The organism is Stenotrophomonas sp. ASS1 (assembly GCF_004346925.1).
Taxonomy (GTDB): domain Bacteria; phylum Pseudomonadota; class Gammaproteobacteria; order Xanthomonadales; family Xanthomonadaceae; genus Stenotrophomonas; species Stenotrophomonas maltophilia_A.
On record NZ_CP031167.1, the window covers coordinates 1,140,676 to 1,166,608 of the forward strand.

Sequence of the window (25,933 nt, forward strand, 5' to 3'; positions counted from 1 at the left end):
GCTCGACTGCTTCCTGAGCAGCCGGGTACGGGCCCGGCTCTACACAACACTGCCGGCAACCGTCACCATGGCGGGCCCGCTTTCTTTCCAGGATGGTTGCAGTGCTGAGTACGATCGGTTTGTTGATGGGCCTGTATGTGGCCTGGCGCCTGTTCTGGCCACTGCGCATGCCCATCTGGATGAAGGTTGTGCTGTCGCTGCTGCTGGTGAGCGTTGCCGTGCAGCTGCGGATCGTCGCCATGTTCTGGGGCACGATGGCCTCGCCGGAAATCCCGAAGCTGGCCATCGCCTCGTTGGCCACGGGTTCGACTGCCGTACTGCTGCTGGCGCTGTTCCTGCTAGTGCTGGACGCGGGCCTGTTGGTGTCGCGCATCCTGCGCAGGCCACGTGCTGTATCGGCGTTGCGCGCGCCGAAGCTGCGCCCGGCGGCGGGTGTGCTGGCGCTGCTGGTCAGCGCCTATGGCGTCAGCCAGGGAATGGCGGTGCCCAAGCCCAGGCACATCGAGGTGAGCATCGCCGGGTTGCCGGCCGGGTTCGACGGCTATCGCGTGCTGCAGCTGACCGACATCCATGCCAGCCGCCTGCTGACCGGCGACTGGGTGCGCAGGGTGGTGGAGGAGAGCAACGCACTGAAGCCGGACCTGATCGTGATCACTGGCGATCTGATCGACGGCAGTGTCGAGGCCCGTCGCGACGACGCGCGTCCGTTGGCCGACCTGCAGGCGCCGGATGGCGTCATTGCCATCACCGGCAATCACGAGTACTACGCGCAGTACCAGGAGTGGATGCAGGCGTTCCGCGCACTGCACATGCAGGTGCTGGAGAACAGCCACCTGCAGGTGCGGCGCGGCGATGCGGCGCTGACCATCGCCGGTGTCACCGATCCGGTGGCCGCACGCTACGGTCTGCCGCTGCCGGACCTGGAGGCCGCGCTGGCCGGTGCTGATCCGGGCGCGCCGGTGATCCTGCTCGACCATCGCCCGCGCAACGCACGCGAGGCGGCCGCGCGTGGGGTAAAGCTGCAGTTGTCCGGGCATACACATGGCGGCCAGATCATCGGCATGGACCAGCTGGTGAAGCGCGCCAATGGCGGTTTTGTGTCCGGCCGCTACGAGGTGGATGGCATGACACTGTACGTGAGCAATGGCGCCGGCCTGTGGGCCGGTTTCCCGGCACGCATCGGCGTTCCTTCGGAGATCACCCTGATCACCCTGCGCCGCGCCCCGTGACCTGAAGTGGGGTCAGAGCCCTTTGCCTGCGGGAAATGGATCTGACCCCTGACAAACCAAATGGAAGGAACCATGTCCCATCCCCGCGCACCCATGGAACGTCTTATCCGCGCCAATGCGGACGAGATCAATCGGCTGCGCCAAGCCATCCGCGAAGCCGCTGGCGCGTGCTGGCGTGGCCCGGAAGCAATGCAGCGGCACGTGGCAGCCTGCGCGGAATACAACCAGCGCTATGAACAGCTTGCTTTCCCGGGGGGCTACGCCAACGCGCTGAAGCAACTTGCCGAACGCGATCCAGATACGGTGGATGTCGTGCTGACCTTCCTTGAGGTGCGCCCGTACTTCTTCCGTTCCGGATATATGTGGAAGACGCTGCTGAAGCGCGTGCAGCGGGCACCGATGGGTGTGAAGCAGCAGGCCCGGATGCAGAAGATCCTCGATGCCTACGCTGCCTATCGCGCCACACGTGACGGCTGATGGGGACGACATGATGGGGTCAGATCCCTTCGCCTTTGGCAAAGGGATCTGACCCCCGGCCCGTCAGGCCGCTCGCAGCGGCGGCCGCGCATGCGCACTTCGACGCAGCGCTTGCGCCCGCTTGGCGATCCAGCGCACCACGAAGGCGGTGAACAGCAGCGCCGACGGCACCGCATACCAGAAGTTGCCCGGCACGCGCTTGAAGTACGAGTAGGTGAAAACCGCCGCGATGATCCACATGCCGGTGACGTGCAGGCGACGCCAGGCCGTGGGTCCCATGCGCCGGGCGAGCCCCCGATGCGAGGTGATGGCCAGCGCCAGGATGGCGATGTAGCCCACCGTGCCCGGGAGGTTGGCCAGCGCTGAGCGTGCTGGCCAGAATGCCGGGTTGAGGATGCCGAAACTGGTGATGGCGATGGCATGCAGCAGGTGCGAGAACGCGAAGGACAGGCCGATGATGCGCCGTTCGCGCAGCAGGAACCGGGTGAACGGGCTGGGCAGCAGGCTGGCGAACGACGATGCCGTGAACGCTGCCAGGAACAACAGGAACGATGTGCGTGCAGTGACCCGGATCGCGGCTCGGCTGCCTTCGGCCGCATCGGGATACAGGGCGAAGGCCGCCAGCGCGAAGGCGATCAGGACCACCGCCACGGACACGAACAGGCGCCAGCCGTGCAGGAAGGGAGTATTGGATGCAGCCATGGTGAGACCTCGAAGTAGGGGGGCGGTAGTGCCGGCCGCTGGCCGGCAATCTCAGAAAGCAGGCAATGCGACCAGCACGCCCGCCGCGCACAGCTCGCCCAGAACAGGCACGCAGGCAATGCGCAATGCGTCCGCTGCCTCGCCATGTGTTTCGGACAGCAGCTGCAGTGCTTCATCCACCGACGCGCTGTCGTCACCGAACACCGACAGCAGCGCGTAGGCCGGCGGTGACAGTTCCTCGGTCTGCAGGCTGAAATCGGCGAGGCGCTGGATCACCAGCAGCGTGGGAGCCGTGCTCAACACCGGCTCCAGCGCCCCGTCCTCATGTACTGGCCACTGGTAGCCAAGCACCCGCACCAACGGCGAAACCGCCAGCACATCATTGCCTACGGGAGCGCGCTGCAGCGGCCGCCCGCCGTCACGCGTTTCAATGTGCAGCGACTGCTGCGTGCTCTCGTAGTGCGCCAGTTCTGCTGCCCAGCCCGGCAGTGCCAGCGTGTCCTGCACTGCCAGCCAGGCCGCGAACTCGCCGGCGATCCGTGGGAACAACGGGGTGTGACAGATGTGGCTGGCGTAGTAGTGCTCCACGATGTCGCGCCAGCGCGACGTGCCCAACTGTTGCTGCAGTCGCGGCAGGCTGCTGGCCAGCAGGGTGTCCAAGCTGTCGATGCACAGGCGGCGGTAGACCGCCATCCGCCGCGCCTCGATGCCATCGGGTGCGGTCTTTGCAGGGTCGCGCACATGATCGGCCCAGCGCCGTTGCAGGGTCGCCAGCGACTCAGCCATGGGCCACCTCGGGCCAACGTGCCTCGGCCTGCGCCTGGCGGATCTGCCCGACCTCGGCCAGCAATTCGGCAAGCGGGGGGAAGTTGAAGTCGCGTTCGAGCAGCGTGGGGCGAACGCCCACCCGCGCATAGGCCTCGCGCAACAGTGCCCAGACCACGCCTTTCACCGGTGCACCATGGGTATCGATCTTGAAGCCATCGTCTTCATCGAAGTGGCCCGCCACATGCAGCGAGGCGACGCGGTGGGCCGGCACGCGGGCCAGGAATTCGAAGGCGTCATAACCATTGTTGCAGGCGTTGACGAAAACGTTGTTGACGTCCAGCAGCAGGTCGCAGTCGGCTTCGGCGAGCACGGCGTTGATGAAGTCGATCTCGCTCATGTCCGCGCCGGCAACGGCGTAGTAGGAGATGTTCTCCACGGCGATGCGTCGGCCCAGCATGTCCTGCACCTGGGCGATGCGACCGGCGATATGGTGAACGGCCTCGGCGGTGAACGGCAGCGGCAGCAGGTCGTAGACGTGGCCACCGGCAGCACAGTAGCTCAGGTGTTCGCTGTACAGCTGCACCTGGTGCAGGTCGAGGAAGGCACGCGTCTGGGCCAGCAGGGTGCGGTCCAGCGGATCAGGACCGCCCAAAGAAAGCGACAGGCCGTGGCAGGTCAGGGGGTGGCGTTCGCTCAACCTGCGCAGCGCTGCACCGTGTGCACCGCCGACGCCGATCCAGTTGTCGGGCGAAACTTCGAGGAAGTCGATGGCACCGGCCGGCATGGCCAGCAGTTCGTCGATCAGGCCACGGCGCAGGCCAAGACCGGCGGCATTGGAAGGCAAGGGCAGGGTCATGACGGATGCTCCAGGGAGAGGGCGCCGCCTCGGAGGCGGCGCCGGTTGAACGTCGATCAATCGGCGACGCGGGAGAACAGGCCCTTCGGCATCGGCTTGCCGTTGGCGGTGTAGACGCTGCGCAGGTAGTCGTGTGCCTCCTGCTCGCTGATGTAGCCGTCGTGGTCGGTGTCGATGCGGTCGAACTCGGCGGCACGCTTGGCGGCCACGGCGTTGAACTCGGCACGCGAGACCCGGCCATCGTGGTCGCGGTCGGTGCGGGCAAACGAGGCGTCGCCGCACTTGCCTTCGCCACACTGGCCCTCGGCCACCTTGGCCTTGCCGGCGGGCTTGCCGGTGGCGGTCTTGTTGGCTCCGCACTTGCCTTCACCGCACTTGCCTTCGGCAGCAGCGCTCATGGCCATGGCACTGACCGCCAGCGGCTGGATCGCCGCGGCCTGGCCGGCCAGCAGCAGGCCACCGGCCAGGGCGATGCCGATGGCACCGATGCGCGGCAGGCGGGAGGAGGGGGTGTTCTTGGTCGAGACGGACATGGTGGTGACTCCTTGGGAAAGCACGCGGGGCGTGCGGGATGGACGCCGCTTGAAGGCGACGGAAACGAAGGGAAGAAGCGCGGTGAGGGGGCGAAGCGGATCAGGCGTTGCGGCGACGGCGCAGTACGTAACCCACCAGCAGCACACCGCCGAGCAGGGCGCCGCCGAAGCCGATGCCGGGCAGCAGCGCGGCAACCGGCAGCAGCAGGGCGATGAGGGCGACGCCCCAACCCAAGCCGTCATTGCCAACGGGGGCGTGCTGCGAGCCGGCCAGCAGTCGGTCCACGCTGAGTGCGCCGCCGCCGTTGAGGATCAGTGGTAGCAGCATGGCCAGGAACAGCAGCGGCAGCTTGAAGTTGCCGTAGCCCTGGTCGGTGATCGCATAGCCCTGCCAGAGTTCGCCCAGGCCGTTCCATTGGTCGGGCCAGTGCACGGCGGCGATGGCGACCACGGTCAGCACCCAGAACACATAAGCCACCGAGCGCGTGGCCAGGCCGAGCAGCAGCATCACCGCACCCACCAGTTCCAGCCAGGTGGCCAGCTGCCAGTTCAGTGATGCGGGCAGGGTGGAGAACGGGAACGGGAAGCGACCTTCCAGGTCGGCGAACCAGTTCTGGCCGCCCAGCTTTTCGCGGCCGGATTCAAAGAACTCCCAGGCCAGCAGGGTGCGCAGCGCCAATGGCGAAAGCCAGCGGCCGACGGCGTCCAGGCGGGGGGTGTACACGGAAGAGGCGGTGCTGATCATGGTGGTGTCCTGCGGGCCAGTGGTCGATGGAGGCCATTTCAGGCGGCGCAGGTATCGGCAACGTGTGCCGTTGCCCGGGGTTTTGTCAGCGACTGTGGCCGCGGCCGGGGTTTCGTACAGTCAGATACAAAGACGATGCGTTGGTGCACATCGGGGCCTTGCACGCCCGCGTGCGGGGAGCGATATCCACCCGTTAGCGCCCAGCCAGGACCGGCGCCCGAATGTATCCCACTGTAGAAACCCGCCTGCGCCCTACAGTCCGGTACAACTCCGTGCCGCGGCGAAACAGCGCCGATACACCGGCAGGCGGAAATGGCCGCTCCCAACACCGGAGTGCCACTCATGATCCGTACCACGTTGCTTGCCGCCGCTCTCGCCCTTGCCGGCGCCGCCGCCCCGGCCTTCGCTGCCCAGGTCGACGCCGGCGCGCCGCCCACCATCATCCTGGTGCACGGCGCGTTCGCCGATGGCTCCAGCTGGAGCAAGGTCATCAGTACCCTGCATGACTGGAAGCTGCCGGCGGTGGCCGTACAGAATCCGCTCACTTCGCTGGCCGACGATGTTGCCGCCACCCGCCGTGCGATTGCCGCTGCACCCGGCAAGGTGGTGCTGGTCGGCCACAGCTGGGGCGGCACGGTCATCACCGAAGCGGGCGATGACCCGAAGGTGCAGGCGCTGGTGTACGTGGCCGCGTTCGCACCGGATGCCGGGCAGTCATCGGCACAGCAGGGCGAGGGCTTCCCGGTCGGTCCGGGCCTGGCCCGACTGCAGGAGAGGGATGGCTACCTGACCTTGCCTGCCGATGCGATCGCCCAGGACTTCGCGCCGGACGTGATGAAGAAGTCGGCTGCGCTGCTGTACAGCACCCAGGTCCCGTTGAAGGCCAGCGCGCTGGGCGAGGTGGTGAACGTTGCGGCGTGGCGCAGCAAGCCGAGCTGGTACGTGCTCAGCCGCGATGACCGCATGCTGTCGCCGCAGCTGCAGGCCGCCACCGCACGCCGCATCGGCGCACAGCTGCAGTCGATCGGCAGCAGCCACGTGTCGCTGCTTTCGCATCCGGCGCAGGTGGCCGACAGCATCCTGGAGGCGGCAGGCGTGAAGCCGGCCGAACTGCCGCTGGCCGAGCAGGGGGGCTGAGCGATGGCCGCACTGCGAGGGTATGCACTGCCCCTGCTGCTGGGCCTGCTGGGTGGAGCGGCGTTGCTGCCGGCCTGGCCCAGCGCCGAGGCCGGCGCGCAGCCACTCGACGCAGCACCGAAGGCGGGGTTCGGCGATGGCGGGCCCTGGCACAACAGCCCACCGATGACACTGAAGCAGTTGCAGGGGCAGGTGGTACTGGTCGAGTTCTGGACCTACACCTGCAGCAACTGCCTCAACGTGGCGCCATACGTCCACCAGTGGCATGCACGCTACGCGTCGCAGGGCCTGAGGGTGATCGGCGTGCATACGCCCGAGTTCGCCTATGAAGGGCTGCCCGGCAACGTGCGCAAGGCCATCGCACGGTTGGATATCACCTGGCCGGTGGTGCAGGACAACCAGTACCGGATCTGGAACGCGTGGGGCAACCGCTTCTGGCCCGCGCTGTACCTGCTCGACCGGCAGGGGCGGGTGGTCTACCGCCATTACGGCGAGGGCGACTACGCACGCACCGAAAGCGAGATCCAGCGCCAGCTGGCCAGCCCCTGAGCCGCGCTACCATGGCCGCGCCGCGCGGCGCTGTCCCCCTGCCTTCATCGAGAACGCAATGAACCCTGTACCGCACATCCTGGTCGTCGACGATGACAGCGATATCCGCCAGATGCTGGCCGACTACCTGCAACGCAACGGCCTGCGCGTGAGCCAGGCCGACGGTGGCCGGGCCATGCGCGCGCTGATGGATACCCATGCCGTGGATCTGGTGGTGCTGGACGTGATGATGCCAGGCGAGGACGGCCTGAGCCTGTGCCGCAACCTGCGCGCCGGCAAGCATCGTGCGGTGCCGGTGGTGCTGCTGACCGCCCGCGACGACGAGACCGACCGCATCATCGGCCTGGAAATGGGCGCTGACGACTACGTGACCAAGCCCTTTTCCTCGCGCGAACTGCTGGCACGCATCAACGCGGTGATCCGTCGCACCCGGATGCTGCCGCCGAACCTGCAGGTGAGCGAAGCCGGTCGCCAACTGGCCTTCGGTGCCTGGCGCCTGGATACCACCGCGCGCCATCTGCTGGATGCGCAGGACACCGCGTATCCGCTCAGTGGTGCCGAGTTCCGCCTGTTGCGCGTGTTCCTCGATCACGCCAATCGGGTGCTCAGCCGTGACCAGCTGCTCAGCCTCACCCAGGGCCGCGATGCCGAACTGTTCGACCGCTCGATCGACCTGTTGGTCAGCCGCGTGCGGCAGCGCCTGGGTGACGACGCACGCGAGCCGACCTACATCAAGACCGTGCGCAGCGAAGGCTATGTGTTCAGCGTGCCGGTGCAGTTGCTGGGGCCGGACGAATGAACACCACCGCACGCCGTCCACGCTGGCCGCGCACGCTGTCGGCGCGGCTGCTGCTGGTGTTGCTGGGCGGACTGGCCCTGGCCCACGCACTGTCCTTCGGCCTGCTGTTCTTCGAACGCTACCAGTCCACCCGCAGCATGATGCTGCGCAACCTCGACGAGGATGTGGCGGTGAGTGTCGCGCTGCTGGAGCACCTGCCTGTGGCGCAGCGTGAGGCCTGGGTGCCGCGGCTGGAGCGGCGCACCTACCGCTACCTGCTGCGCCCGGCTTCGGCCGGGCCGGGGCTGCAGACCGATCGTGCACGCCAGGTCACGGCGATCATCGACGACAGCCTGCAGCACCGCTATCCGTTGCAGGCGCGCCAGGTGGCTCGCCTGCCGGAGCGGTTCGAGGTGGAACTGCGCCTGCACGACGGCACACCCTTGACCATTGAAGTCACTCCGTCGGGCCTGCCGCTGGCACGTTGGCTGCCCGCCGTGCTGCTGGTGCAGCTGGCGCTGCTGCTGGTGTGCGCGTGGTTGGCGGTGCGCCTGGCCATGCGCCCGCTGCAGCAGCTGTCGCATGCGGTGGAGCATCTGCAGCCGGGCAAGGACGGGCCGGCACTGCCTGAAGATGGTCCTGCGGAAGTAGGCGGTGCGGCGGCCGCACTCAACGCGCTGCAGGCACGCATTCGTGGCCATGTCAGTGAGCGCCTGCAGATCCTGGCCGCGATCTCGCACGACCTGCAGACCCCCATCACGCGCATGAAGCTCCGGGTGGAGACCCTGCCTGAAGACAGCACCCAGCAGCGGCTGCTGGCCGACCTCGACCACCTGGGGCAACTGGTGCGTGAGGGCGTGGCCTATGCGCGCAGCAGCCACGTCGCCAGTGGCGCGCCGGTGTCGATGGACCTGGGCGCGTTCCTGGCCAGTGTGGTCGGCGATTACGAGGACATGGGCAAGCCGGTCAGTGGTGGTGCGCCCGCTGGACTGGTCGTGCAGACCTGGCCGCAGCCGCTGCGCCGGGTGGTCGGCAATCTGGTCGACAACGCGTTGCGCTACGCCGGTGCCGCCGAGATCGAGGCGGGCCGCGATGAGGCCGGAAGGGTGTGGATCGGAATTTCCGACCGTGGCCCCGGCATTCCCGAGGGCCAGCTGCAGGCAGTGCTGGCGCCGTTCCACCGGCTGGAAAGCTCGCGCAATCGCGATACCGGCGGGACCGGCCTGGGCCTGGCCATCGCGGTGCAGCTGGCGCAGTCGCTGGGCGGCTCGCTGCGGTTGCACAACCGCGAGGGGGGCGGCCTGCGGGCGGAGCTGCAGCTGCCGGGGTAACCGGCGGAGTCAGATCCGTTTGCCGCAGCAAAGGGATCTGACCCCGACGCGAGAGCATCCACGCATGGCGTGGATCTACGGCATTCCTGCACCACCCCGGGATCGGCGATCATCCGCAGCGAGTGTTGAAACCAGGGAGCACCACGCAATGCAGGGAGCGCATCATTCAATCCGGCGTCCGCGCCACGTCGCGCTGCTGGTTGGTCTGCTCGCGCTGGCGGCATGCCAGCGCACAACGGATGCGCCGACCGGAGCACCCGCAGCGGGCACACCGCTTGCCGCCCCGGCCATGGCAGAAGACCTCTCTCCGCTGCTCGATGCGCTGCCGAGCTGCGCGCTGGACGGCTGGTACATCGACGTTCAGACCGATCGCCCGGCACATCCCTGGCTGGCCACGAATGCGCCGAAGCCCTGCAAGGTGGACGAAGAGAGCGAGATCGCCACGTTCTGCGTGCAGGGGCAGTGGAAGGGACTGCCGGTGGAGGAGGTGATCCTGCCGACGATGACCTTCGTCTCGTTCCGTGGCGTGAAGATCGGCCTGCCGCTGGAGAAGGCACGTCCCATCGTCCGCCAGCGCTTCGGGCAGGAATTTCCGGGCGGCGCGTCTTACGAGCAGGGCCGCGAACCGAAGCTGATGGCCGATCCTGAAGATGCGCAGCGTTCGTGGCTGCTGTGCAGCACCCCGGAACTGGGCCACGACGTGGACAGCGAGGGGAGCATCAGCTATTCCGGCATGAACCTGCCCTACGACCACGACGGTTGCAGCTACCGCTACAGCCCGGTCGACTTCTGCGATGCGCGGCACCGGGCCGCCATTGAAGAAGCTCTCCAGCATCAGAAGCCCAATTTCAACCAGCACTATCTGCTGGTACAGGTCGATGATCGTCCCGAGTACTTCCAGCGCACGCTGGTGCTGGTCGACACCCGCACCGGACGCGCCACGCCATTGCCGATCGATGCCTTCACCGGCCCGGCGGGGAAGGGCGGAGACGCCACCGGCTACGGGACCTTGGAAACGGGTGTGGACCAGCAACAGTTCTGCCTTGATGGTGCGTTGCTGGTCTACCGCGTGTTCGAGGAAGGACGCTTCTGCTTCGGCTTTGACGGTGAGCGATTCACCGGCCATGAAACCCAGTACATGCAGGCGACGGACAGCCGATGACCGGTATTTCACCCCGGCCGTGACATCCTCCCCGAACCTGCGCAACCGGGATCGAGGCTGTTGAAGGCGAACACGCAATGACTGCCGAGCGGCAGCGCTCGATGTGGGTGGCCGGCCTGTCCACGGTGGTGGAGTGGTACGACTTCACCTTGTACCTGTACTTCGCCACGGTGCTGTCGCGGGTGTTCTTCGGTGGTGGCGAGCAGGCGCTGCTGGTCACCCTGGCCGGCTTTGCGGTGTCCTACCTGATGCGCCCGCTGGGCGCACTGTGCTTCGGCCACCTGGGGGACCGGCTGGGCCGGCGCTGGATGCTGCTGGCATCGATGGCCCTGATGGCAGCGGCGATGCTGGCCACCGCGCTGCTGCCGACTGCGGCCACGGCGGGCACTACGGCGGGCGTGCTGCTGCTGGTACTGCGCTGCGTGATGGCATTTTCGGTGGGCGGTGAGTACACCGGCGTGGTGGCGTACCTGCTGGAAAGCGCACCAGCACGGCGACGCGGCCTGGTGACCTCGCTGGCATCGGCGGCCAGCGAGGTGGGCGCGCTGCTGGCGGTGGCGATCTCGGCGCTTACGGTTGCGCTGCTGCCCACCGCGCAGTTGGACAGCTGGGGCTGGCGCATTCCGTTCTTCTTCGGTGCCGCGCTGGCACTGGTGATCCTGGTCGCGCGCTCGGGCATGCACGAATCGCCGGAGTTCGAACGCCAGCGTCGCGAGGGCAGTATTCCGGCTACGCCGCTTCGCCACGTATTGCGTAACCACCCGCTGGCGGTAGCGCGCACGTTTGCGATTTCGGCGCTGGGGTCGATCACTTACTACGTCGGCATCACCTATGTGCCGGCATTCCTGCATGCGCAGGGTCATGACGAAGGTGATGCACTGTGGCTGTCGACGATTGCGGCAGTGGCGGTCATTGCGATCACGCCGCTGTGCGGCGCATTGTCCGACCGCGTCGGACGACGGCCGATGCTGTTGGGCCTGACCGTGCTGGCGGCGCTGCTGCCACTGTCCCTGTTCGCGTGGATGGCACAGGCGACGGCGCTGGGCATCGCGCTGGCGGCGGTGCTGCTGGCCTGTGTAGCCGGTGGAGTGAGCGCGGTGGCGGCCCCGGCTACGGCCGAGCAGTTCCCGGGCGAGGGCCGGGTCAGCGGGTTGGCACTGGGGGTGACCATGGCCACCGCCTTCTTCGGCGGGGCAACGCCATGGCTGGCGCAATGGTGGGTGGAGCGCAGCGGCTGGGCAGCGGCGCCGGGCGCGATGATCGCGCTGGTGGCGGTGCTGGTGCTGCCGGTGCTGTGGACCCTGCCCGAGACGGTCCCGGGCAGGGCCAAGCGCTAGCGGGTCAGACCTTCAGGGTCTGCTCGATGTCGGCCAGTACCGCGGCCGCATCCACGCCGATGGCAATCGACTGCACCACGTGGCCATCCCACACGCTGGGACCGAACGCCAGGCCTTCCGGCTTGGGAATGGTCATGCCGCGGGCGACACCGTCGGTGGCCACGCGCACGCTGGCGCGCTCGAACTGGAACAGCTCCGGGCGGGTCAGCGCGATGCACGCGCAGCAGTCGTGCACGACCATGCCCTTGTGGCCGGCCTGCAGGTAGAAGTCTACGTAGTCCTGCGACAGCGCACGGACCAGCTCGGCGTCGGCACCGCCGATGGCCGCCAGCGTGTCCAGGCCGTCACGGTCCATTTCCACGCGGGTGGTCACGTCCAGACCGATCGCGGTGACCGGCCAGCTGGCGGTGAACACCACGTCGGCGGCTTCGGCATCGCCCCAGATGTTGGCCTCGGCGGCCGGGGTGATGTTGCCGTTGACGTGGAAAGCGCCACCCATGATCACCACGCCGCGCACCAGGCCGGCGATGTCCGGGGCCTGCTGCAGGGCCAGGGCCAGGTTGGTCATGCGGCCGACCGCGACCAGGGTCACCTCGCCCGGATGGGCGCGGACCAGGTCGATGATCAGCTGATGGGCCGGGCGCGCATCGGCGGCTACGTCCAGGCTGGCCGGCACCGGGTGGTTGCCCAGGCCGTTTTGGCCATGGATGTGCACCGGCCAGGCTTCCGGGGTGGCTTCCGGCTGCAGCGGGCCACCGGCACCGCGCGCGACCGGAGCGGCAAAGCCCCAGGCCTGCTTCAGGTACAGCGCGTTGTGCGTGGTCGACTCCACCGAGGCATTGCCGAAGGTGGTGGTGACGCCGATCAGGTCGATCTGGGCGTGCTTGTGCAGGTACAGCAGGGCCAGGGCGTCGTCGACGCCCGGGTCGGTATCGAAAATGACTTTCAGCATGTTGTTGTTCTTCTTCTTCCGTGTGGTGCGGGGGGCGCCGGCGGCCACGGGGCAGGCCGGCGCGCCCTACATTGTCCCATCTTCATGACAGGCAGGGCCATTGCCGGGGTGGCAGGCCATAATGCCCCCAGTCCAGGCATGGAGTCGCCGAATGCTGATCGTTACCCTTCTGCTGGTCCTGCTGGTGCTGGGCCTGAACGTGGTGGCCACCGTGGTGATCGCGCAGCGCGACGGCCTGTCGGCGGGCGGCCGGACGGTGCAGCTGCTGCTGGTCTGGCTGCTGCCGCTGGTCGGCGCGATCCTGTGCATGGCAGTGGCCACGGCCGATGGCTCACCCGCGCGGAGCGATGGCAGTGGCGGTGGGCCCGCCGATTTCTCCGGCGGCTATTCCGGGGACAGCCACAGTCATCACAGCTACAGCAGCTCCGACTGTGGAAGCGACGGCGGCAGCAGTGACGGTGGTGGTGGCAGCTGCAGCGATTGAGGTCTCTGTAGAGTCGAGCCATGCTCGACTGCCCTTCGTTCCAACGCCGCGATGCCTGATCGAAAAGCAGTCGAGCATGGCTCGACTCTACAAAGGCGACGACAGTGCGCTCAGCCGCCGCCTTCGGTCGGCAACGGCGCCGGTACGTTCAACAGCCCGCCCGCCGCCACATAGGCGGCCAGTGCCTGGCCCTGGCTCAGCAGATGGCGTTCCATGGTGCGTTCGGCAGCCTGCGCGTCGCGGCGGCGGAAGCATTCCATCAGCTCGCGGTGTTCGGCCAGCGACTGCGCGGTGCGACCCGGGGTCAGCAGCTGACGGCCACGATGCATCTTCAGGATGCGGTGCAGATCGTGGGTGATGCGGATCAGCCAGGGGTTGCCCGCGTAATGCTGCACGGTTTCGTGGATCAGGTAGTTGTTGCGGTAGTACTCGGCGATGTTGCCCTCGGCCGCCGCTGCTTCCATCGCTGCATGCAGGTCTTCGAGCTGCTGCACGCCGGCATCGTCGATGTGCTTCACCGCCTCATGCGCGCAGCGGCCTTCCAGCATCGCCATCACCGGGAACAGCTGGTTGAGGTCTTCCAGCGTCAGTCGCGTGACCCGGCTGCCACGACCCGCATCGATCTGCACCAGGCCTTCGGCGGCCAGCAGCTTCAGCGCCTCGCGCAGCGGCGTGCGGCTGATGCCCAGTTCTTCGCACAGCGCGGGCTCGTCGATCCACTCTCCCGGCGGCAGCCGGTAATCGTAGATGCGCTCGCGCACGTGTTCGGCCACCTCTTCGTACAGGGGTGCGCGCTTCTTCGGTGACCGCGGGGCAGGGGCAATGGCCATGGTGGAAGTGTACCGCCAGGTAGTGCCGGCCGCTGGCCGGCAACCCATGATCGCTGGATGGCTTCATGAGAGTGCCGGCCAGCGGTCGGCACCCCCGCTGGGCGGTTACATCCAGCCTGGCACCACGAACACCAGCCAGGCCAGCAACGGCCCCAGGGCCACCACCAGGCCGCTGTACACCAGGAAGCGGCGGAACAGGGTCTCGCGCTCTTCCTGCGCTGCCGAGGCCACCACCAGTGCGCCATTGGTCGAGAACGGGCTGACATCGACGATGGTGGATGACACCGCCAGCGCGCAGATCACGCCGGCGGCGCTGAGGTGGCCCTGCATCAGGAACGGCACCGCCAATGGAATCGTCGCGCCGAGTACCGCTGCCGACGAAGCGAATGCAGAGACGATGCCGCCGACATAGCAGACCAGCAGCGCGCCGAGCAGTGGGATGCCGATGTCGGACACACCGTTGCCGATGAAGTCCACCGCGCCGGCATGTTCCAGCACGCCGATGTAGGTCACCACGCCGCAGATCAGCAGCACGGTGGACCAGCTGATGCCATCGACCGCACCCTTCTGGCTCTGTGGCGACAACAGCGCCAGCGCCACCGCCACGGTGATCGAGACCAGGCCGACGTTGAGGTTGTAGATCAGCGCGGCCACGCCCAGGCCGAGCAGGCCGATCAGGGTGAACAACCGCTCGCGGGTCAGGTTCACCGCATCCAGTGCCACCGGATCATTGCTGAGCGTGCCGCCGCCTGCCGCGACCAGCGCGCCATGACCTTCGATCGCGAACTGGCGCGACGACGCCTGCGGGCCACCGGCCATCGCCAGCTCGGCATTGCCGAGTGTTCCTGCTGCGGTGATCGAGCCACGGCGCAGCAGGGCGATGCCACCAAAGGCGAAGAAGCAGATCGTCGCCATCATGAAGTTGAAGCCCAGACTGGTCAGGAACACCGCCATCTCGGTCACTTCCAGCCCGGCTTTCTGCACCACGCCATTGGTGATGCTGCCGTACACGCTGATCGGCGAGAAGCCGCCCGCCTGCGCACCATGGATGACCAGCAGGCCCATCATCAGTGGATTGATGTTGTACTGCTTGGCAAAGCGCAGCGCGACCGGGCCGATGATCGCGACCGCCGCCGGGCCCAGTGCACCGAACGCAGTGAGGACCGCGGTGATCACGAACATCACCCACGGAATGGCCACGATATGGCCGCGCACGGCTTTCACTGCCCAGTGCACCAGCAGGTCGATGGTGCCGTTCTTCTGCGCGATGGCGAACAGATAGGTAATGCCGACCAGGGTCAGGAACAGATCGCCGGGAAAGCCGGCCAGGACCTCCTTGCCGCCCATGTCGACCCACAGCCCGCCGATGATGAAGGCCAGCGCGAAGGCGACGGCACCCATGTTGATCGGCATCGCGGTGGCGACGATGAACATGATCACCAGACCGATGATCGTTGCGATTTGTGGACTCATGCGCCCTCCCAGACACGTGACTCACGTACAGCGCGGATGGAGACCCGCCATCCCGGGGTAAGGCGACGTACTGCGTGTTGCGTGATACGTACTGCTCGAACCCGTTACTGCAGCCGTTCCAGCGCACTGCGGCCCCAGCCCGCGGCGCCTTCAAGGCTCTGGAACTCTTCCACCGCGCGCACTTCGCAGCACGGATAGGCCGGCGCGACCATGCGCGCCAAGGCGTTGCCCGGGCCCAGCTGCAGGAACACCCGCGCGCCACGCTCGAAGGCCTGGCGCATCACCTGCGCCCATTCGATGGTCTGTGCGAGCTGCGTCGACAGCGTGTGGACTGCCGTTGCCCGATCCCGCACCGGTCGCGCATCGATGCCGGCCAGCAGCGGCAGGCGTGGGGCCTGCAGTGGCGAGGCGTCGAGTGCGGCAGCGAACGGTGCGACCGCCGCTGTCAGCAACGGTGTGTGTGCAGGCACGTGCACCGGCAGTGGACGGATGTCCGCACCCTGCGGCCGCGCGGCATCGGCCAGCCGCTGCAATGAGGCGTGCGTGCCGCCCACGATGAAATGGTCCTGCCCGTTGGCGATGGCCACGTGCGCTCCGTGCAGATCGCACAGCGGCTGCAGTACATGGCGTTCCAGGCCAAGCACTGCCTGCAGGCCTGCATCGGCGGGGCTGGCACTGTCCATCAACAGTGCGCGCTGCGCAGCCAGGGCAAGGCAGGTGGCCGCATCGACGCCGCCGGCGATGGCATGTGCGGCCAGCTCGCCGATGCTGTAACCCGCGATCACCGTCGGCGTTGGCAATATCTCGCGCAGGCCCTGCCAATGCGCCAGGCTTGCTGCGCACAACAGTGGTTGCGCCCGCACATTGTCGAAGCGGTCGTCGGCCGCCGCAGCGGCGAATACATCGCGGCCGAGCAGTTCGCTCGTGGCATCGAGCACCGGCCGCGCAGCAGCCAGATCGCGCACGCGATCGAACATCGCCGCGTGCTGCGCGCCTTGGCCAGGGCAGAGCAGGGCCAGGCTCATGCCTGCTCCTGCTGCAGCAGGAACACGCTGCAGGCCAACAGGTCTGCGCTGCCGCCCGGGCTCAGCCGGCGCATGACGAAGCCGTCACCGATGCGACGCAGATGTACCTGCCAGTCCGGCGCGAAGGTGCCACCGGCGTCCAGGAAGGTGCGTGCCTGCCGCTGGGCCCAGCGCAGGCCGTCGGCGCCGCCCCGGTGCAGCAGGTTGAGGTCATCCACGCACGCGATCAGCTGCATCAGGGTCTGGCACATCGCGGCCTCGCGTGGCAGGCCGCTGGCCAGTGCGTGGCGCAGGGCAGGCAGTGCCACTTCGCGCAGCAGCGGGTAGCCGGCGGCCGCTTGTTCGCGCACACCTTGCACGCCGTGCCGTGCACGCGCGCGCTGGCCAGGGCTGTTCGCATCCAGAGGCGCGGCGGCGAGCTCGGGCGCCCAACGGCGCACTTCCTGGCAGACCTGCTCGGCTGCGGCGACACGGCCCGCGCGGCCCCAGCAGGCAGCGGACGCGGCCACCAGCAGGCCAAGGCTGAAGATCGCACCGCGATGGGTGTTGATGCCCGCAGTGGCGTGCAGCATCGATATCTCGGCGGCGATGCCATGCCGGCGCAGCGTCTGGAACGGCGCCGCGCTGGCACCGGCGTCGGCCACGGCGATGAAATAGTGGCGCAACGCGAACAGGCTGCGCAGGAAGGTGCCGGCATCCATGTCGTGGTGGCTGCCGCGATCGAACGGTGTAACCAGTCCCGGTTTGGGGGCAAGGGCCAGTTCGGCGTGCAGGCTGGCGATGGCAAGGCGCCCCAGGCGCGCGCTGTCCACCGCCGGGGTGGACCGGGCGACGCGCTTCACGACGGCGTTCATGCGACAACTCCAGTGGCGTTGAACAAGGCCTCGCGCAGTTCCAGAGCGGCACCATCAATGCGTTTGACCAGTACTTCGCGGCTGCGACCGGCGTATTCGCGCCAGTTCACCGCGCCACCATCCACCAGGCACAGTTCGCCATCTACGCGATGCCCGTAGGCGCTTTCCCAGTGCTGCAGGCGTTCGACCAGCAGGTCGGCCTGGCGCGCGTCATCCACCTGCCACAGCAGGTCGATGTCCGAGCGCGCGTGCACATAGGGCAGTCCGCTGAGGTGCTGCCATGCGAAGGCGCCGAATACGCGGGCCGGTGCAAGTCGCAGCATTGCCTGCAACGCCGCCTGCCAATCCGCCGGAACGCCGCCGGCGAGAACGTGATCCAAGGGAGGGGGAGGCTGCAGCTGCTGGACGTCCTGCAGGGCCACGCGCAGCGCCAGCCGTTGCTTGCCTTCGCTTGGCGGTAGCGGTACCCCCAGACGCAGCCGAGGGTCGGGGTCGTCCGCCGCACAGCGCGCCACCATGGCCGGCAGGCCCTGCGCGAACCACGCTGCCAGGCGTGGTTCCTGTGCAGTCACGTCAGCCCGCCAGTCGGCATCGGCCGACAGCCAGGCCAGCGTGTGGCGGGCGGGCCGCTCAGGCATCGCCGTGGGCCACCGCAGTCGAAACCCCTGCCGCCAGGGCACGACCGCCGCGCTGTGCGCCGCGTGCGGCACGCAGGTCGCCTTCGGCGGGCGTGCGCAGCGCCTGCAGCAGGTGCTGGGCAAGATCGCCCTCCCACAGCGATTCCACCGCACCCATCGCCACGTAGTTCTCCACGCCCGGCGCGAACACCGGCGAGCTCTGGCTGAGTGCCTGCAGTTTCTCCAGCGGTTGCTTGGTCACCCGCGCCATCGCGCGCAGGTCCATCACCCGCACCTGTGCATCGGGCAGGGCGTGGATGTGGTCGGCCATCAGGCCGAACGACAGAAAGCCGCCGCTGACCGACTCGCCATAGACCAGGGTCACCAGCCGCGCACCGCGTCGGCGTGCCAGATCCAGCGTCTGCGCCAAGTGAGCGAAGTAGCCGTTGATGCCAAGCAGTTCGTCACGCCGCGCCAGGCGCTGGCCAGCGGTGTCCACCAGCATCACGATCGGTCGCTGTGGAAGCGCGGCGGTGCTGGCAAGCACGGTTTCGGCCAGTGCCAATGCGTGGTCCACGCCGACTTCGAGTTTGTCGGCGGTACCGATCACGGTCACCTCGCCATCCTCGGTGGTGGCGCTACCGGTCAGCACCGAATCGTTCACGGCAATGGCATGCCCATGCGGGAACAGGGCATCGAGCAGGGTCTGCAGCGGCATGCTCATGGCAGGCTCCGGTCGGCGGTGGCGATGAGGAACGCATCGGTGTCGAGCAGCGTCAGTCGCTCGGGGGTAGTGATACCCAGCCGCGCCCAGATCTCAAGGCCATCGCGGCAATCGCCCCAGGCCTGCACGCGCGCCTTCAGTGCCGCATGGCGTTCCTGCAGCGCGGCCAGTGCAGTATCTGGATCGGTGCTGCTGGTATCGGGCTGCAGCGCATTGCTGGCAGCCTGCGCGAACGCCTCGATGGCATCGGGCACCAGCACCTGTGCCTGGTCGATCAGGTAGCGGTGCTTGCCTCCCGTTACGCGCCAGACCAGCGCACGATCGCGGGAATCGAACTCTTCCACACCACGCACGGTCTCGATTACTTCCGGTCCGGACAGTGACAGCCGGCCTTCCTCGGACATGACCACCGTGCTGCAGCAGCGGGCGACGATGCCCATGCCACCGAATGCGCCGTTGCCGCTGCCGATCAGCGCCACCACCGGCACGCCTGCAGCGCGCGCGTCCAGGGTGGCGCGCATGATCTCGGAAATGGCAATCAATCCCGCGTTGGCTTCGTGCAGGCGCACGCCGCCGGTATCGAGCAGCAGCAGCACACCGTCAGGTCGGGTTTCCGCTGCACGGTGCAGCAGCCCGGTCAACTTGGCGCCGTGCACCTCGCCCACGCCGCCGCCCATGAATTCACCCTGCTGTGCGGCCAGCAGCACGCGTCGGCCGCGCAGTGTGGCTTCGCCGACAACGATACCGTCGTCGAACGCCGCGGGCTGGTCGAGCTGTGCCAGGTGCGGGCTCATCATCCGCCGCGCCGGGCCGAGGAATTCACGGAACGAGCCGGCGTCGATCAGGCCGGCGATGCGCTCACGTGCATCGGCTTCGTAGTAACTGTGGCGCTGCGTCCGGCTCATCGTGGATCTCCAGCAAGCAGGGTTTCCACGGCCTGGTCCAGGCGCAGGCTGACCACCGCCGGGGTCGCACCGGCATCGTTGATCGAGACGCGTACATCGCGCAGCGGATGGCGCTGTGCGAAATCACCGATCACCGCCTCCCAGACACGGCCAAAGCCCTGAGCGGCGGTGATGATGCGCACCGTCATCGCGCCGTCCAGTACGGCCGGCTCCAGCAGGATTTCCAGGTTGCCCGAGGCCAGTACGCCGACCAGCACTGCATCGCGCGGAAACTGCACCGCCGTGTGTCCTTCGAATCGATAGTCGAGGGTTTCCATGCTCAGCCCCTTACCAGTTGCGGAAGCGCTTGGGCGGGTCGTACAGGCCGCCGGACCAGCGCACCAGGTCCTTCACCGAACGCGCCGCAAGCAGGTCACGGCTGGCATCGCGCACGGAAATGCCGAGGTCATCGGGACGGCGGATCACGCCGCGGTCGCGCAGGTTCTCCACCATCGCGCGGTCGCGCCCCATGCCCACGGCGGTATAGCCGGACACGCCGCGGATCGCCTGTTCGCGCTCTTCAGGGGTGCGGCACAGCAGCAGGTTGGCGATGCCTTCTTCGGTCAGTACATGGCTGACGTCGTCGCCATAGATCATCACCGGTGGCAGCGGCATGTCCGCGCGCTCGGCCAGCTCCCAGGCGTCCAGCCGATCGACGAAGGCCGGTGCCATGTGTTCGCGGAAGGTTTCCACCATCTGCACCACCAGCTTGCGGCCACGCGGCATCTCACCGGGGCGTGCGGCCTGCTGGCCGGCCTTGATCCAGGCCTCGCTGGCATGGCGGCGGCCACGTGCATCGGAGCCCATGTTCGGTGCGCCACCGAAGCCGGCAATGCGGTCGCGGGTGGCAGTGGAGCTGTTGCCCTGCAGGTCGATCTGCAGGGTGGAACCGATGAACATGTCGCAGGCATACAGGCCGGCGGTCTGCGAGAACGCGCGGTTGGAGCGCATCGAGCCGTCGGCACCGGTGAAGAACACATCGCTGCGTGCGGCGATGTACTTCTCCATGCCCAGTTCGGAACCGAACGAATGCACCGATTTGACGAAGCCCGATTCGATCGCCGGAATCAGTGCGGGGTGTGGATTGAGCGCCCAGTGCTGGCAGATCTTTCCCTTCAGCCCGAGCGATTCGGCGTAGGTCGGCAGCAGCAGCTCGATGGCGGCGGTGTCGAAGCCGATGCCATGATTGAGGCGGTTCACGCCGTACTCGGCGTAGATGCCCTTGATCGCCATCATCGCCATCAGCACCTGGATCTCGGAGATCTGCGCCGGGTCGCGGGTGAACAGCGGCTCGATGTGGTTCGGCTTCGGCGCCTGCACCACGAAGTTGACCCAGTCAGCAGGGATGTCGACGCGGGGGAGGGTGTCGACGATCTCGTTGACCTGGGCGATGACGATGCCGCCACCGAACGCGGTGGCCTCGACGATGACCGGGGTGTCTTCGGTGTTCGGGCCGGTGTAGAGATTGCCGTGGCGATCGGCGGCCTGCGCGGCGACCATCGCCACGCGTGGGGTCAGGTCGATGAAGTAGCGGCCGAACAGTTCGAGGTAGGTGTGGATGGCACCGATCTGGATGCGCCCTTCGGCCACCAGATTGGCCAGCCGCACCGATTGCGGGCCGGAGAACGAGAAGTCCAGCTTCGCGGCGATGCCACGCTCGAATACATCCAGGTGCGACGGCAGAGACAGCACCGACTGCACCATGTGCAGGTCGTGCACCCGGGCCGGGTCAAGGTCGGCCAGGGCCTGGGCGAGGAAATCGGCCTGTTTCTGGTTGTTGCCCTCCAGGCAGACCTTGTCGCTTGGCTCCAGCAGTGCGTGCAGCAGCTCGCCCACGTCGGTGGCGGCGACCTCACGTCCCCGGGCCCACGGCGCGGCACGTTCCAGGCGGGCCTGGCGGCTGCGTTCCAACGTATCCCAGCTCGGGTTCATCGACCGGCTTCCGATTGGTGTCGATGTAATTACGTCATAATTATGATGGGCGTGCAACCCGCGGTGCAGCAAATGAAAGGGCCCGCACAGAGGCGGGCCCATTCAGATTGAAATGGAGGAGGACCGCATCGATCGGGGTAGTGCCGGCCGCTGGCCGGCTCCGCGTCATCGATGCATCGCTTGGAGCCGGCCAGCGGCCGGCACTACCGTTTCTGGTGGCTCAGAACTTCCAGCGCAGGCTGGCCGACACGAAGCGCGGTTCGCCGTAGTTGTTGTAGTCCAGATTCGCCCAGTAGGTCTTGTCCAGTGCGTTGCGCACGCTCAGGGTTGCCGTCCAGTTGTCGCTGATGCGGTAGTTGGCGTTGAACTGGACCAGCATGTAGGCCGGCTGGTTCACCGTCACTGTGCCGCCCAGCGGGTAGGCGATGTTGTAGCCCTGCACCTTGCTCTGCCACTGCACGCCACCGCCGATGCTCAGGCGCTCCAGCGCGCCACGCAACTGCAGCTGCGTGTTGAGCTGCAGCAGGTCCTTGGGCGGGTTGGCGTACAGCAGATCGGTGGCGGCGCGGGTGACCTTGACGTGGGTATAGCCGGCATTGACCGTCCAGCCCGGCAGGATCTCGCCGTTGACGTCCATCTCCCAGCCGCGCGCCTTGGTGCCGTTGATCCCGATGTAGGCGGAGGTGCCATCGCTCAGCGAACCGTCCGGCACGCTCATGTCACGCACCGCGTAGTTGTCCTGCTTGGCCTCGAACACCGCGGCATTGGCAGTCAGGCGGCCATCGAGCCACTGCGTCTTGATGCCTGCTTCCAGGTTCGAGCCCTGTACTGGCGCCAGCAGGTTCTCGTTGCGGTCCTTGAAGTTCTGCGGGTTGAAGATCTCGGTGTAGCTGGCGTACGCCGAGACGTTCGGCGTGATGTCGTAGACCAGGCCCACGTACGGGGTGACTTCATCACTCACCTTGTATGCACCGCTGGTGCCGGTGTAGGCGCCTGCGGCGTTGTAGGAGCGGCTGAGGGTTTCCCAGCGGCTCAGGCGTGCGCCGGCAATCAGCGACAGCGGATCGGCCAGGCGCAGGCGGGTGGCAAGATAGACGCCACTCTGCGTGGTCTTGGCCATGCGGCGCGCGCCGGTACGGCGGTAGGTGACCTCGGAGATATCGCCGTTCCAGCTGTACACGTTGGGAATGTAGTAGCAGCGTTCGCGTGCACCCGTGGCGCTGACACACGTTGCCCAGTCGGCCGGGAAGTTCAGTGCCAGGGTATTTGTCGTGCCTTCCAGGTCCGACCATTGCGCCCCCACGGTGAGGTCGTGGTCGCGGCCGAACAGATCGAAGCTGCCGGTCAGGTAGGCATCGACGTTGCGCCGGGTGTCCTTCGAATCACCGGCGGCCGCGCGCAGGAAGATGCCCGAGCCGGTCACCGGGTCCGGCTCGCCGGTGCCGTACAGGCGCACATTCTGAACGTTGCCGCGGGTGTAGGCGGTGTTGATCTTCAACAGCCAGTTGTCGCCGAAGCGCTGTTCCAGGTTGGCGAAGGCAGTGTTGCTCTCGCGCTTCCAGTAGCTCCACTTCGGCGACAGGTTGGTCGAGCGCGGCAGGTGCGCGAAATTGCCCTGGTTGTCGAAGAACGGCACGGTGCCCCAGGTCGAGCCGGTCGGATTGTTGTCCTGGCTCTGGTAACCGAGGGTGATCGTCGTGCTGTCGGTGACGTCGCCTTCCAGCACCGCCATGCCGGCCATCTTGTTCTCGTCGTAGCGGTCGTAATACAGGCCACGATCGGTATAGGCGGCGACCACGCGGCTGCGGAAACGGCCGTCATCGGTCAGCGGCGCGGTCACGTCCGCCTCCATGCGCCGATAGTCCCAGCTGCCGGCGCTGATCGCGAACGAGGCATCGAACTCCTTGCCCGGCCGCTTGCGCAGCAGGTTGACGGTGGCCGACGGCACGCCGGCGCCGCTGAGCAGGCCGTTGGCACCGCGGATCACTTCGATACGGTCGTAGAAAGCGGTGTCGTATTCCTGGTTGGTGGAACCGCTGTAGGTCGGGATGCCGTCGACCTGGAAGTCAGTGATGGCGAAGCCGCGTGCGTAGTACAGCGGGCGCTGGGTGTCATAGAAGGACACGCTGACGCCGGTGACGTTGCGCATCACGTCGTTGATGCTGAACAGCGATTCGTCCTGCAGGCGCTTCAGGCTGATCGCAGTGGCCGACTGCGGGGTTTCCTGCAGTGTGATCGGCAGGCGGGTGGTGCTGGATGGCGGAGCGGACTGCTTGGCACGGACGCTGACCCGGTCCAGGGTCTTGGCATCGGATGCATCGGCGGCGGCCTCGGCGAACGCCGGAGACGCGACCAGCGCGAGCGAAGAGAGCAGGGTAGCCGGCAGCAGCGCACGGCGGGGCAGGCGGTTACGGAACGTCAGGGACATGGTGGGTTCGAAGCTCGGAGACGGGAAGGGGGCGGCAACAGTCGTCCAGCACCCGGGGCGGCGGCTTCGGGCACATCAGGTCCATCTGGGAGGGGCGCGGTCACTGCGCAGTGCGCAAATGTAAATAATTCTTAACAACATTACAATTCGCGTCATTGTGCATAGGATTCCCGGCGCCGGGCATCGCTTTCTGCAGCAGGGAGCGGCCCAAACGCGAACGGCCGCCCGAAGGTGGCCGTCCGTGTCTGCTGCAGGGAATCTGCCAGGCTTACAGCGCCTGCAGTTCCTCATTGGCGTTGCGCTTTTCCTTGGTTGGTGCCGGAACCGCTGCCGGCACTACCGCCGGGTCCGGAGCCGCCGCATTGGCGTCCACCGGCACCTCCAGGTACGGCAGGCGCAGGGTCTGGCTGGTCAGCGTGCGGATCTCGTTGACCAGCGCGGCGTTGTCGTTGAGCTTGCGCCCGTACGACGGCACGATCTCGCGCAGGCGGGTTTCCCAGCCGGCCTTCATCTGGTCCGGGAAGGCCTTGGCCATCAGGTCCAGCATGATCGGCGGCGAGGTCGATGCACCCGGCGAGGCACCGAGCAGGGCGGCGATGGTGTGGTCCTTGTCGGTCACGATCTCGGTACCGAACTGCAGCACCGGGCCCTTCAGCGGATCACGCTTGATGATCTGCACGCGCTGGCCGGCGGTGACCAGCTTCCAGTCGCCCGGCTTGGCATTGGGGAAGTACTTGACCAGTTCGGCCTGGCGATCGGCATCGTTCAGGCGTGCCTGGGCCATCAGGTACTGCACCAGGTCCAGGTTGTCCTTGCCCACTTCCAGCATCGGGCCAACGTTGTTGTGGGTGACCGAGGAGTACAGGTCCCACCACGAGCCGTGCTTGAGGAACTTGGTGCTGTACAGCGCGAACGGTCCGAACAGGACCACCGGCTTGCCGTCCAGCTTGCGCGCATCCAGGTGCGGCACCGACATCGGCGGCGAACCGGTTTCGGCCATGCCGTAGGCCTTCACGCCATGGCGCGAGGTCACGTCCTGGCCCTGGAAGGCGAGGAACTGGCCACCGACCGGGAAGCCGGCGTAGTCCTTCGATTCCGGAATGCCGGACATCTGCAGCAGCTTCAGCGCGGCGCCACCGGCACCGATGAACACGAAGCGGGCGTGGGTGGTGGACTCGGTTCCGGCCTTGAGGTCCTTCACGGTCACGTTCCAGCTCTTGTCGGCGTTCTGCCGCAGCGCGCTCACTTCGTGGTTGAGGTGCAGGCTGAAGTTCGGGCTGCGCTGCAGGCCGGCGGTCAGCTGGCGGGTGATCACGCCGAAGTTGACGTCGGTGCCCAGCGGCATCCAGGTCGCGGCAACCTTCTGCTTCGGGTCACGGCCTTCCATCAGCAGCGGTGCCCACTGCTTGATCTGTGCCGGATCCTCGGAGTACTGCATGCCGTAGAACAGCGGATTCTTCACCAGGGCCTGCTGGCGCTTGTGCAGGTAGGCGATGTTGTCATCGCCCCAGACGAAGCTCATGTGCGGGGTCGGGTTGATGAAGTCGCTGGGCTGGCTCAGCCGGCCTTCCTTCACCTGGTGCGACCAGAACTGGCGCGAGACCTCGAACGATTCGGCGATGCCGACCGCGCGCTTGGTCTCGATGCTGCCGTCGGGCAGTTCGGGGGTGTAGTTCAGTTCGGCGAAGGCCGAGTGGCCCGTGCCGGCGTTGTTCCAGCCGTCGGAGCTTTCACCGGCGACGCCGTCGAGGCGTTCGTAGACCTGGATGTTCCAGTCCGGCTGCAGTTCCTGCAGGTAGGTGGCCAGGGTGATGCTCATGATGCCGGCGCCGACCAGTACCACGTCGACGGGCTTGTCGTTGCTGGCGGCGGGCACCGAGCGCTGGGTCAGCGGCCAGTACAGGAACAGCGCGGCGGCCAGCAACAGCAGCACGAGCAGGGCGAGCAGGGCCTTGCCAAATTTCTTCATGGGGGCGGGATCGTTGGCGGAGGGGAAGGGGTCAGGATGCGCGTGGGGCAGGGAAAGGGCGTGAAGAAACAACGCCTTGCGCCATCCATCCGCGATT

General features: G+C 67.1%; 26 protein-coding genes. 9 read left to right on the plus strand and 17 right to left on the minus strand.

The window, feature by feature from the left end; genetic code table 11:
* Positions 1–92: 92 nt before the first annotated feature.
* Positions 93–1,229 (plus strand): metallophosphoesterase, encoded by a 1,137-nt coding sequence (locus tag MG068_RS05285; RefSeq protein ID WP_049461802.1) that lies wholly within the window; start codon positions 93–95, stop codon positions 1,227–1,229.
* A gap of 72 nt (positions 1,230–1,301) precedes the next feature.
* A complete protein-coding gene (locus tag MG068_RS05290; protein ID WP_132809518.1) occupies positions 1,302–1,706 on the plus strand; it encodes a hypothetical protein in 405 nt (134 codons plus the stop codon).
* A gap of 63 nt (positions 1,707–1,769) precedes the next feature.
* Here the strand turns inward: MG068_RS05290 and MG068_RS05295 are convergent, their stop codons facing one another.
* From MG068_RS05295 to MG068_RS05315, 5 genes are all read right to left on the minus strand, one after another.
* Entirely contained in the window at positions 1,770–2,408 is a 639-nt protein-coding gene (locus tag MG068_RS05295) for a ferric reductase-like transmembrane domain-containing protein (protein WP_049422757.1), read from the minus strand.
* A 51-nt stretch (positions 2,409–2,459) separates the two neighbouring features.
* On the minus strand, positions 2,460–3,194 hold the full coding sequence (locus tag MG068_RS05300) for an HvfC family RiPP maturation protein (RefSeq protein WP_049461799.1): 735 nt from the start codon (positions 3,192–3,194) through the stop codon (positions 2,460–2,462).
* On the minus strand, positions 3,187–4,032 hold the full coding sequence (locus MG068_RS05305; RefSeq protein ID WP_049422759.1) for an HvfB family MNIO-type RiPP peptide maturase: 846 nt from the start codon (positions 4,030–4,032) through the stop codon (positions 3,187–3,189). Before MG068_RS05305 ends, MG068_RS05300 begins: the two co-directional genes overlap by 8 nt.
* A 56-nt stretch (positions 4,033–4,088) precedes the next feature.
* Positions 4,089–4,565: an HvfA family oxazolone/thioamide-modified RiPP metallophore gene (locus tag MG068_RS05310; RefSeq protein WP_132809519.1), complete on the minus strand. Its 477-nt coding sequence runs from the start codon at positions 4,563–4,565 to the stop codon at positions 4,089–4,091.
* 100 nt (positions 4,566–4,665) lie between these two features.
* On the minus strand, positions 4,666–5,310 hold the full coding sequence (locus tag MG068_RS05315) for an HvfX family Cu-binding RiPP maturation protein (RefSeq protein WP_132809521.1): 645 nt from the start codon (positions 5,308–5,310) through the stop codon (positions 4,666–4,668).
* 342 nt (positions 5,311–5,652) lie between these two features.
* On the opposite strand from MG068_RS05315, the gene MG068_RS05320 reads away from it, so the two are divergent.
* The 6 genes from MG068_RS05320 to MG068_RS05345 all read left to right on the plus strand — a co-directional run bounded on the left by MG068_RS05320 (position 5,653) and on the right by MG068_RS05345 (position 11,604).
* Positions 5,653–6,447, plus strand: coding sequence for an alpha/beta fold hydrolase (locus MG068_RS05320; RefSeq protein ID WP_132809522.1), 795 nt, complete (start codon positions 5,653–5,655; stop codon positions 6,445–6,447).
* A gap of 3 nt (positions 6,448–6,450) precedes the next feature.
* Positions 6,451–6,996: a redoxin family protein gene (locus MG068_RS05325; RefSeq protein ID WP_132809524.1), complete on the plus strand. Its 546-nt coding sequence runs from the start codon at positions 6,451–6,453 to the stop codon at positions 6,994–6,996.
* Between the two features lie 58 nt (positions 6,997–7,054).
* The gene (locus MG068_RS05330; RefSeq protein ID WP_049461794.1) at positions 7,055–7,795 is read left to right on the plus strand and encodes a response regulator; all 741 of its coding nucleotides are present in this window, start codon (positions 7,055–7,057) and stop codon (positions 7,793–7,795) included.
* Positions 7,792–9,105, plus strand: coding sequence for a sensor histidine kinase (locus MG068_RS05335; protein ID WP_132809525.1), 1,314 nt, complete (start codon positions 7,792–7,794; stop codon positions 9,103–9,105). The genes MG068_RS05330 and MG068_RS05335 overlap by 4 nt, the downstream gene beginning before the upstream one ends.
* 148 nt (positions 9,106–9,253) lie before the next feature.
* Complete coding sequence (locus tag MG068_RS05340; protein ID WP_132811114.1) at positions 9,254–10,267, plus strand: hypothetical protein; 1,014 nt, start codon at positions 9,254–9,256, stop codon at positions 10,265–10,267.
* Between the two features lie 77 nt (positions 10,268–10,344).
* Positions 10,345–11,604: an MFS transporter gene (locus tag MG068_RS05345; RefSeq protein ID WP_049422767.1), complete on the plus strand. Its 1,260-nt coding sequence runs from the start codon at positions 10,345–10,347 to the stop codon at positions 11,602–11,604.
* A 4-nt stretch (positions 11,605–11,608) separates the two neighbouring features.
* Here the strand turns inward: MG068_RS05345 and MG068_RS05350 are convergent, their stop codons facing one another.
* The gene (locus MG068_RS05350) at positions 11,609–12,556 is read right to left on the minus strand and encodes a nucleoside hydrolase (protein WP_049461808.1); all 948 of its coding nucleotides are present in this window, start codon (positions 12,554–12,556) and stop codon (positions 11,609–11,611) included.
* Between the two features lie 151 nt (positions 12,557–12,707).
* Between MG068_RS05350 and MG068_RS05355 the strand changes: the two genes are divergently transcribed.
* Complete coding sequence (locus MG068_RS05355) at positions 12,708–13,040, plus strand: hypothetical protein (protein ID WP_107433624.1); 333 nt, start codon at positions 12,708–12,710, stop codon at positions 13,038–13,040.
* Positions 13,041–13,150: 110 nt separating this feature from the next.
* Here the strand turns inward: MG068_RS05355 and MG068_RS05360 are convergent, their stop codons facing one another.
* The 11 genes from MG068_RS05360 to mqo all read right to left on the minus strand — a co-directional run bounded on the left by MG068_RS05360 (position 13,151) and on the right by mqo (position 25,836).
* Complete coding sequence (locus MG068_RS05360) at positions 13,151–13,870, minus strand: GntR family transcriptional regulator (protein WP_012510388.1); 720 nt, start codon at positions 13,868–13,870, stop codon at positions 13,151–13,153.
* A gap of 105 nt (positions 13,871–13,975) precedes the next feature.
* On the minus strand, positions 13,976–15,343 hold the full coding sequence (locus MG068_RS05365; RefSeq protein WP_132809527.1) for an SLC13 family permease: 1,368 nt from the start codon (positions 15,341–15,343) through the stop codon (positions 13,976–13,978).
* A 104-nt stretch (positions 15,344–15,447) separates the two neighbouring features.
* Entirely contained in the window at positions 15,448–16,368 is a 921-nt protein-coding gene (mdcH, locus tag MG068_RS05370) for a malonate decarboxylase subunit epsilon (RefSeq protein WP_132809529.1), read from the minus strand.
* Positions 16,365–17,222: a triphosphoribosyl-dephospho-CoA synthase MdcB gene (mdcB, locus tag MG068_RS05375; RefSeq protein WP_165929926.1), complete on the minus strand. Its 858-nt coding sequence runs from the start codon at positions 17,220–17,222 to the stop codon at positions 16,365–16,367. Before mdcB ends, mdcH begins: the two co-directional genes overlap by 4 nt.
* Positions 17,219–17,860, minus strand: a complete 642-nt coding sequence (mdcG, locus tag MG068_RS05380; protein ID WP_132809531.1) for a malonate decarboxylase holo-[acyl-carrier-protein] synthase — start codon at positions 17,858–17,860, stop codon at positions 17,219–17,221. Before mdcG ends, mdcB begins: the two co-directional genes overlap by 4 nt.
* Positions 17,853–18,557, minus strand: coding sequence for a biotin-independent malonate decarboxylase subunit gamma (mdcE, locus tag MG068_RS05385; RefSeq protein ID WP_132811116.1), 705 nt, complete (start codon positions 18,555–18,557; stop codon positions 17,853–17,855). Before mdcE ends, mdcG begins: the two co-directional genes overlap by 8 nt.
* A gap of 2 nt (positions 18,558–18,559) precedes the next feature.
* A complete protein-coding gene (locus tag MG068_RS05390; protein ID WP_132809533.1) occupies positions 18,560–19,468 on the minus strand; it encodes a biotin-independent malonate decarboxylase subunit beta in 909 nt (302 codons plus the stop codon).
* The gene (gene mdcC, locus MG068_RS05395; protein ID WP_132809535.1) at positions 19,465–19,785 is read right to left on the minus strand and encodes a malonate decarboxylase acyl carrier protein; all 321 of its coding nucleotides are present in this window, start codon (positions 19,783–19,785) and stop codon (positions 19,465–19,467) included. The genes MG068_RS05390 and mdcC overlap by 4 nt, the downstream gene beginning before the upstream one ends.
* Positions 19,786–19,795: 10 nt before the next feature.
* Positions 19,796–21,439 carry a malonate decarboxylase subunit alpha gene (mdcA, locus tag MG068_RS05400; protein WP_132809537.1) on the minus strand — a complete coding sequence of 548 codons (1,644 nt, stop codon included), beginning with the start codon at positions 21,437–21,439 and terminating at the stop codon, positions 19,796–19,798.
* A 220-nt stretch (positions 21,440–21,659) separates the two neighbouring features.
* Entirely contained in the window at positions 21,660–23,867 is a 2,208-nt protein-coding gene (locus MG068_RS05405) for a TonB-dependent siderophore receptor (protein WP_132809538.1), read from the minus strand.
* Positions 23,868–24,135: 268 nt separating this feature from the next.
* The gene (gene mqo / locus MG068_RS05410) at positions 24,136–25,836 is read right to left on the minus strand and encodes a malate dehydrogenase (quinone) (protein ID WP_132809540.1); all 1,701 of its coding nucleotides are present in this window, start codon (positions 25,834–25,836) and stop codon (positions 24,136–24,138) included.
* Between the last annotated feature and the right edge of the window lie 97 nt (positions 25,837–25,933).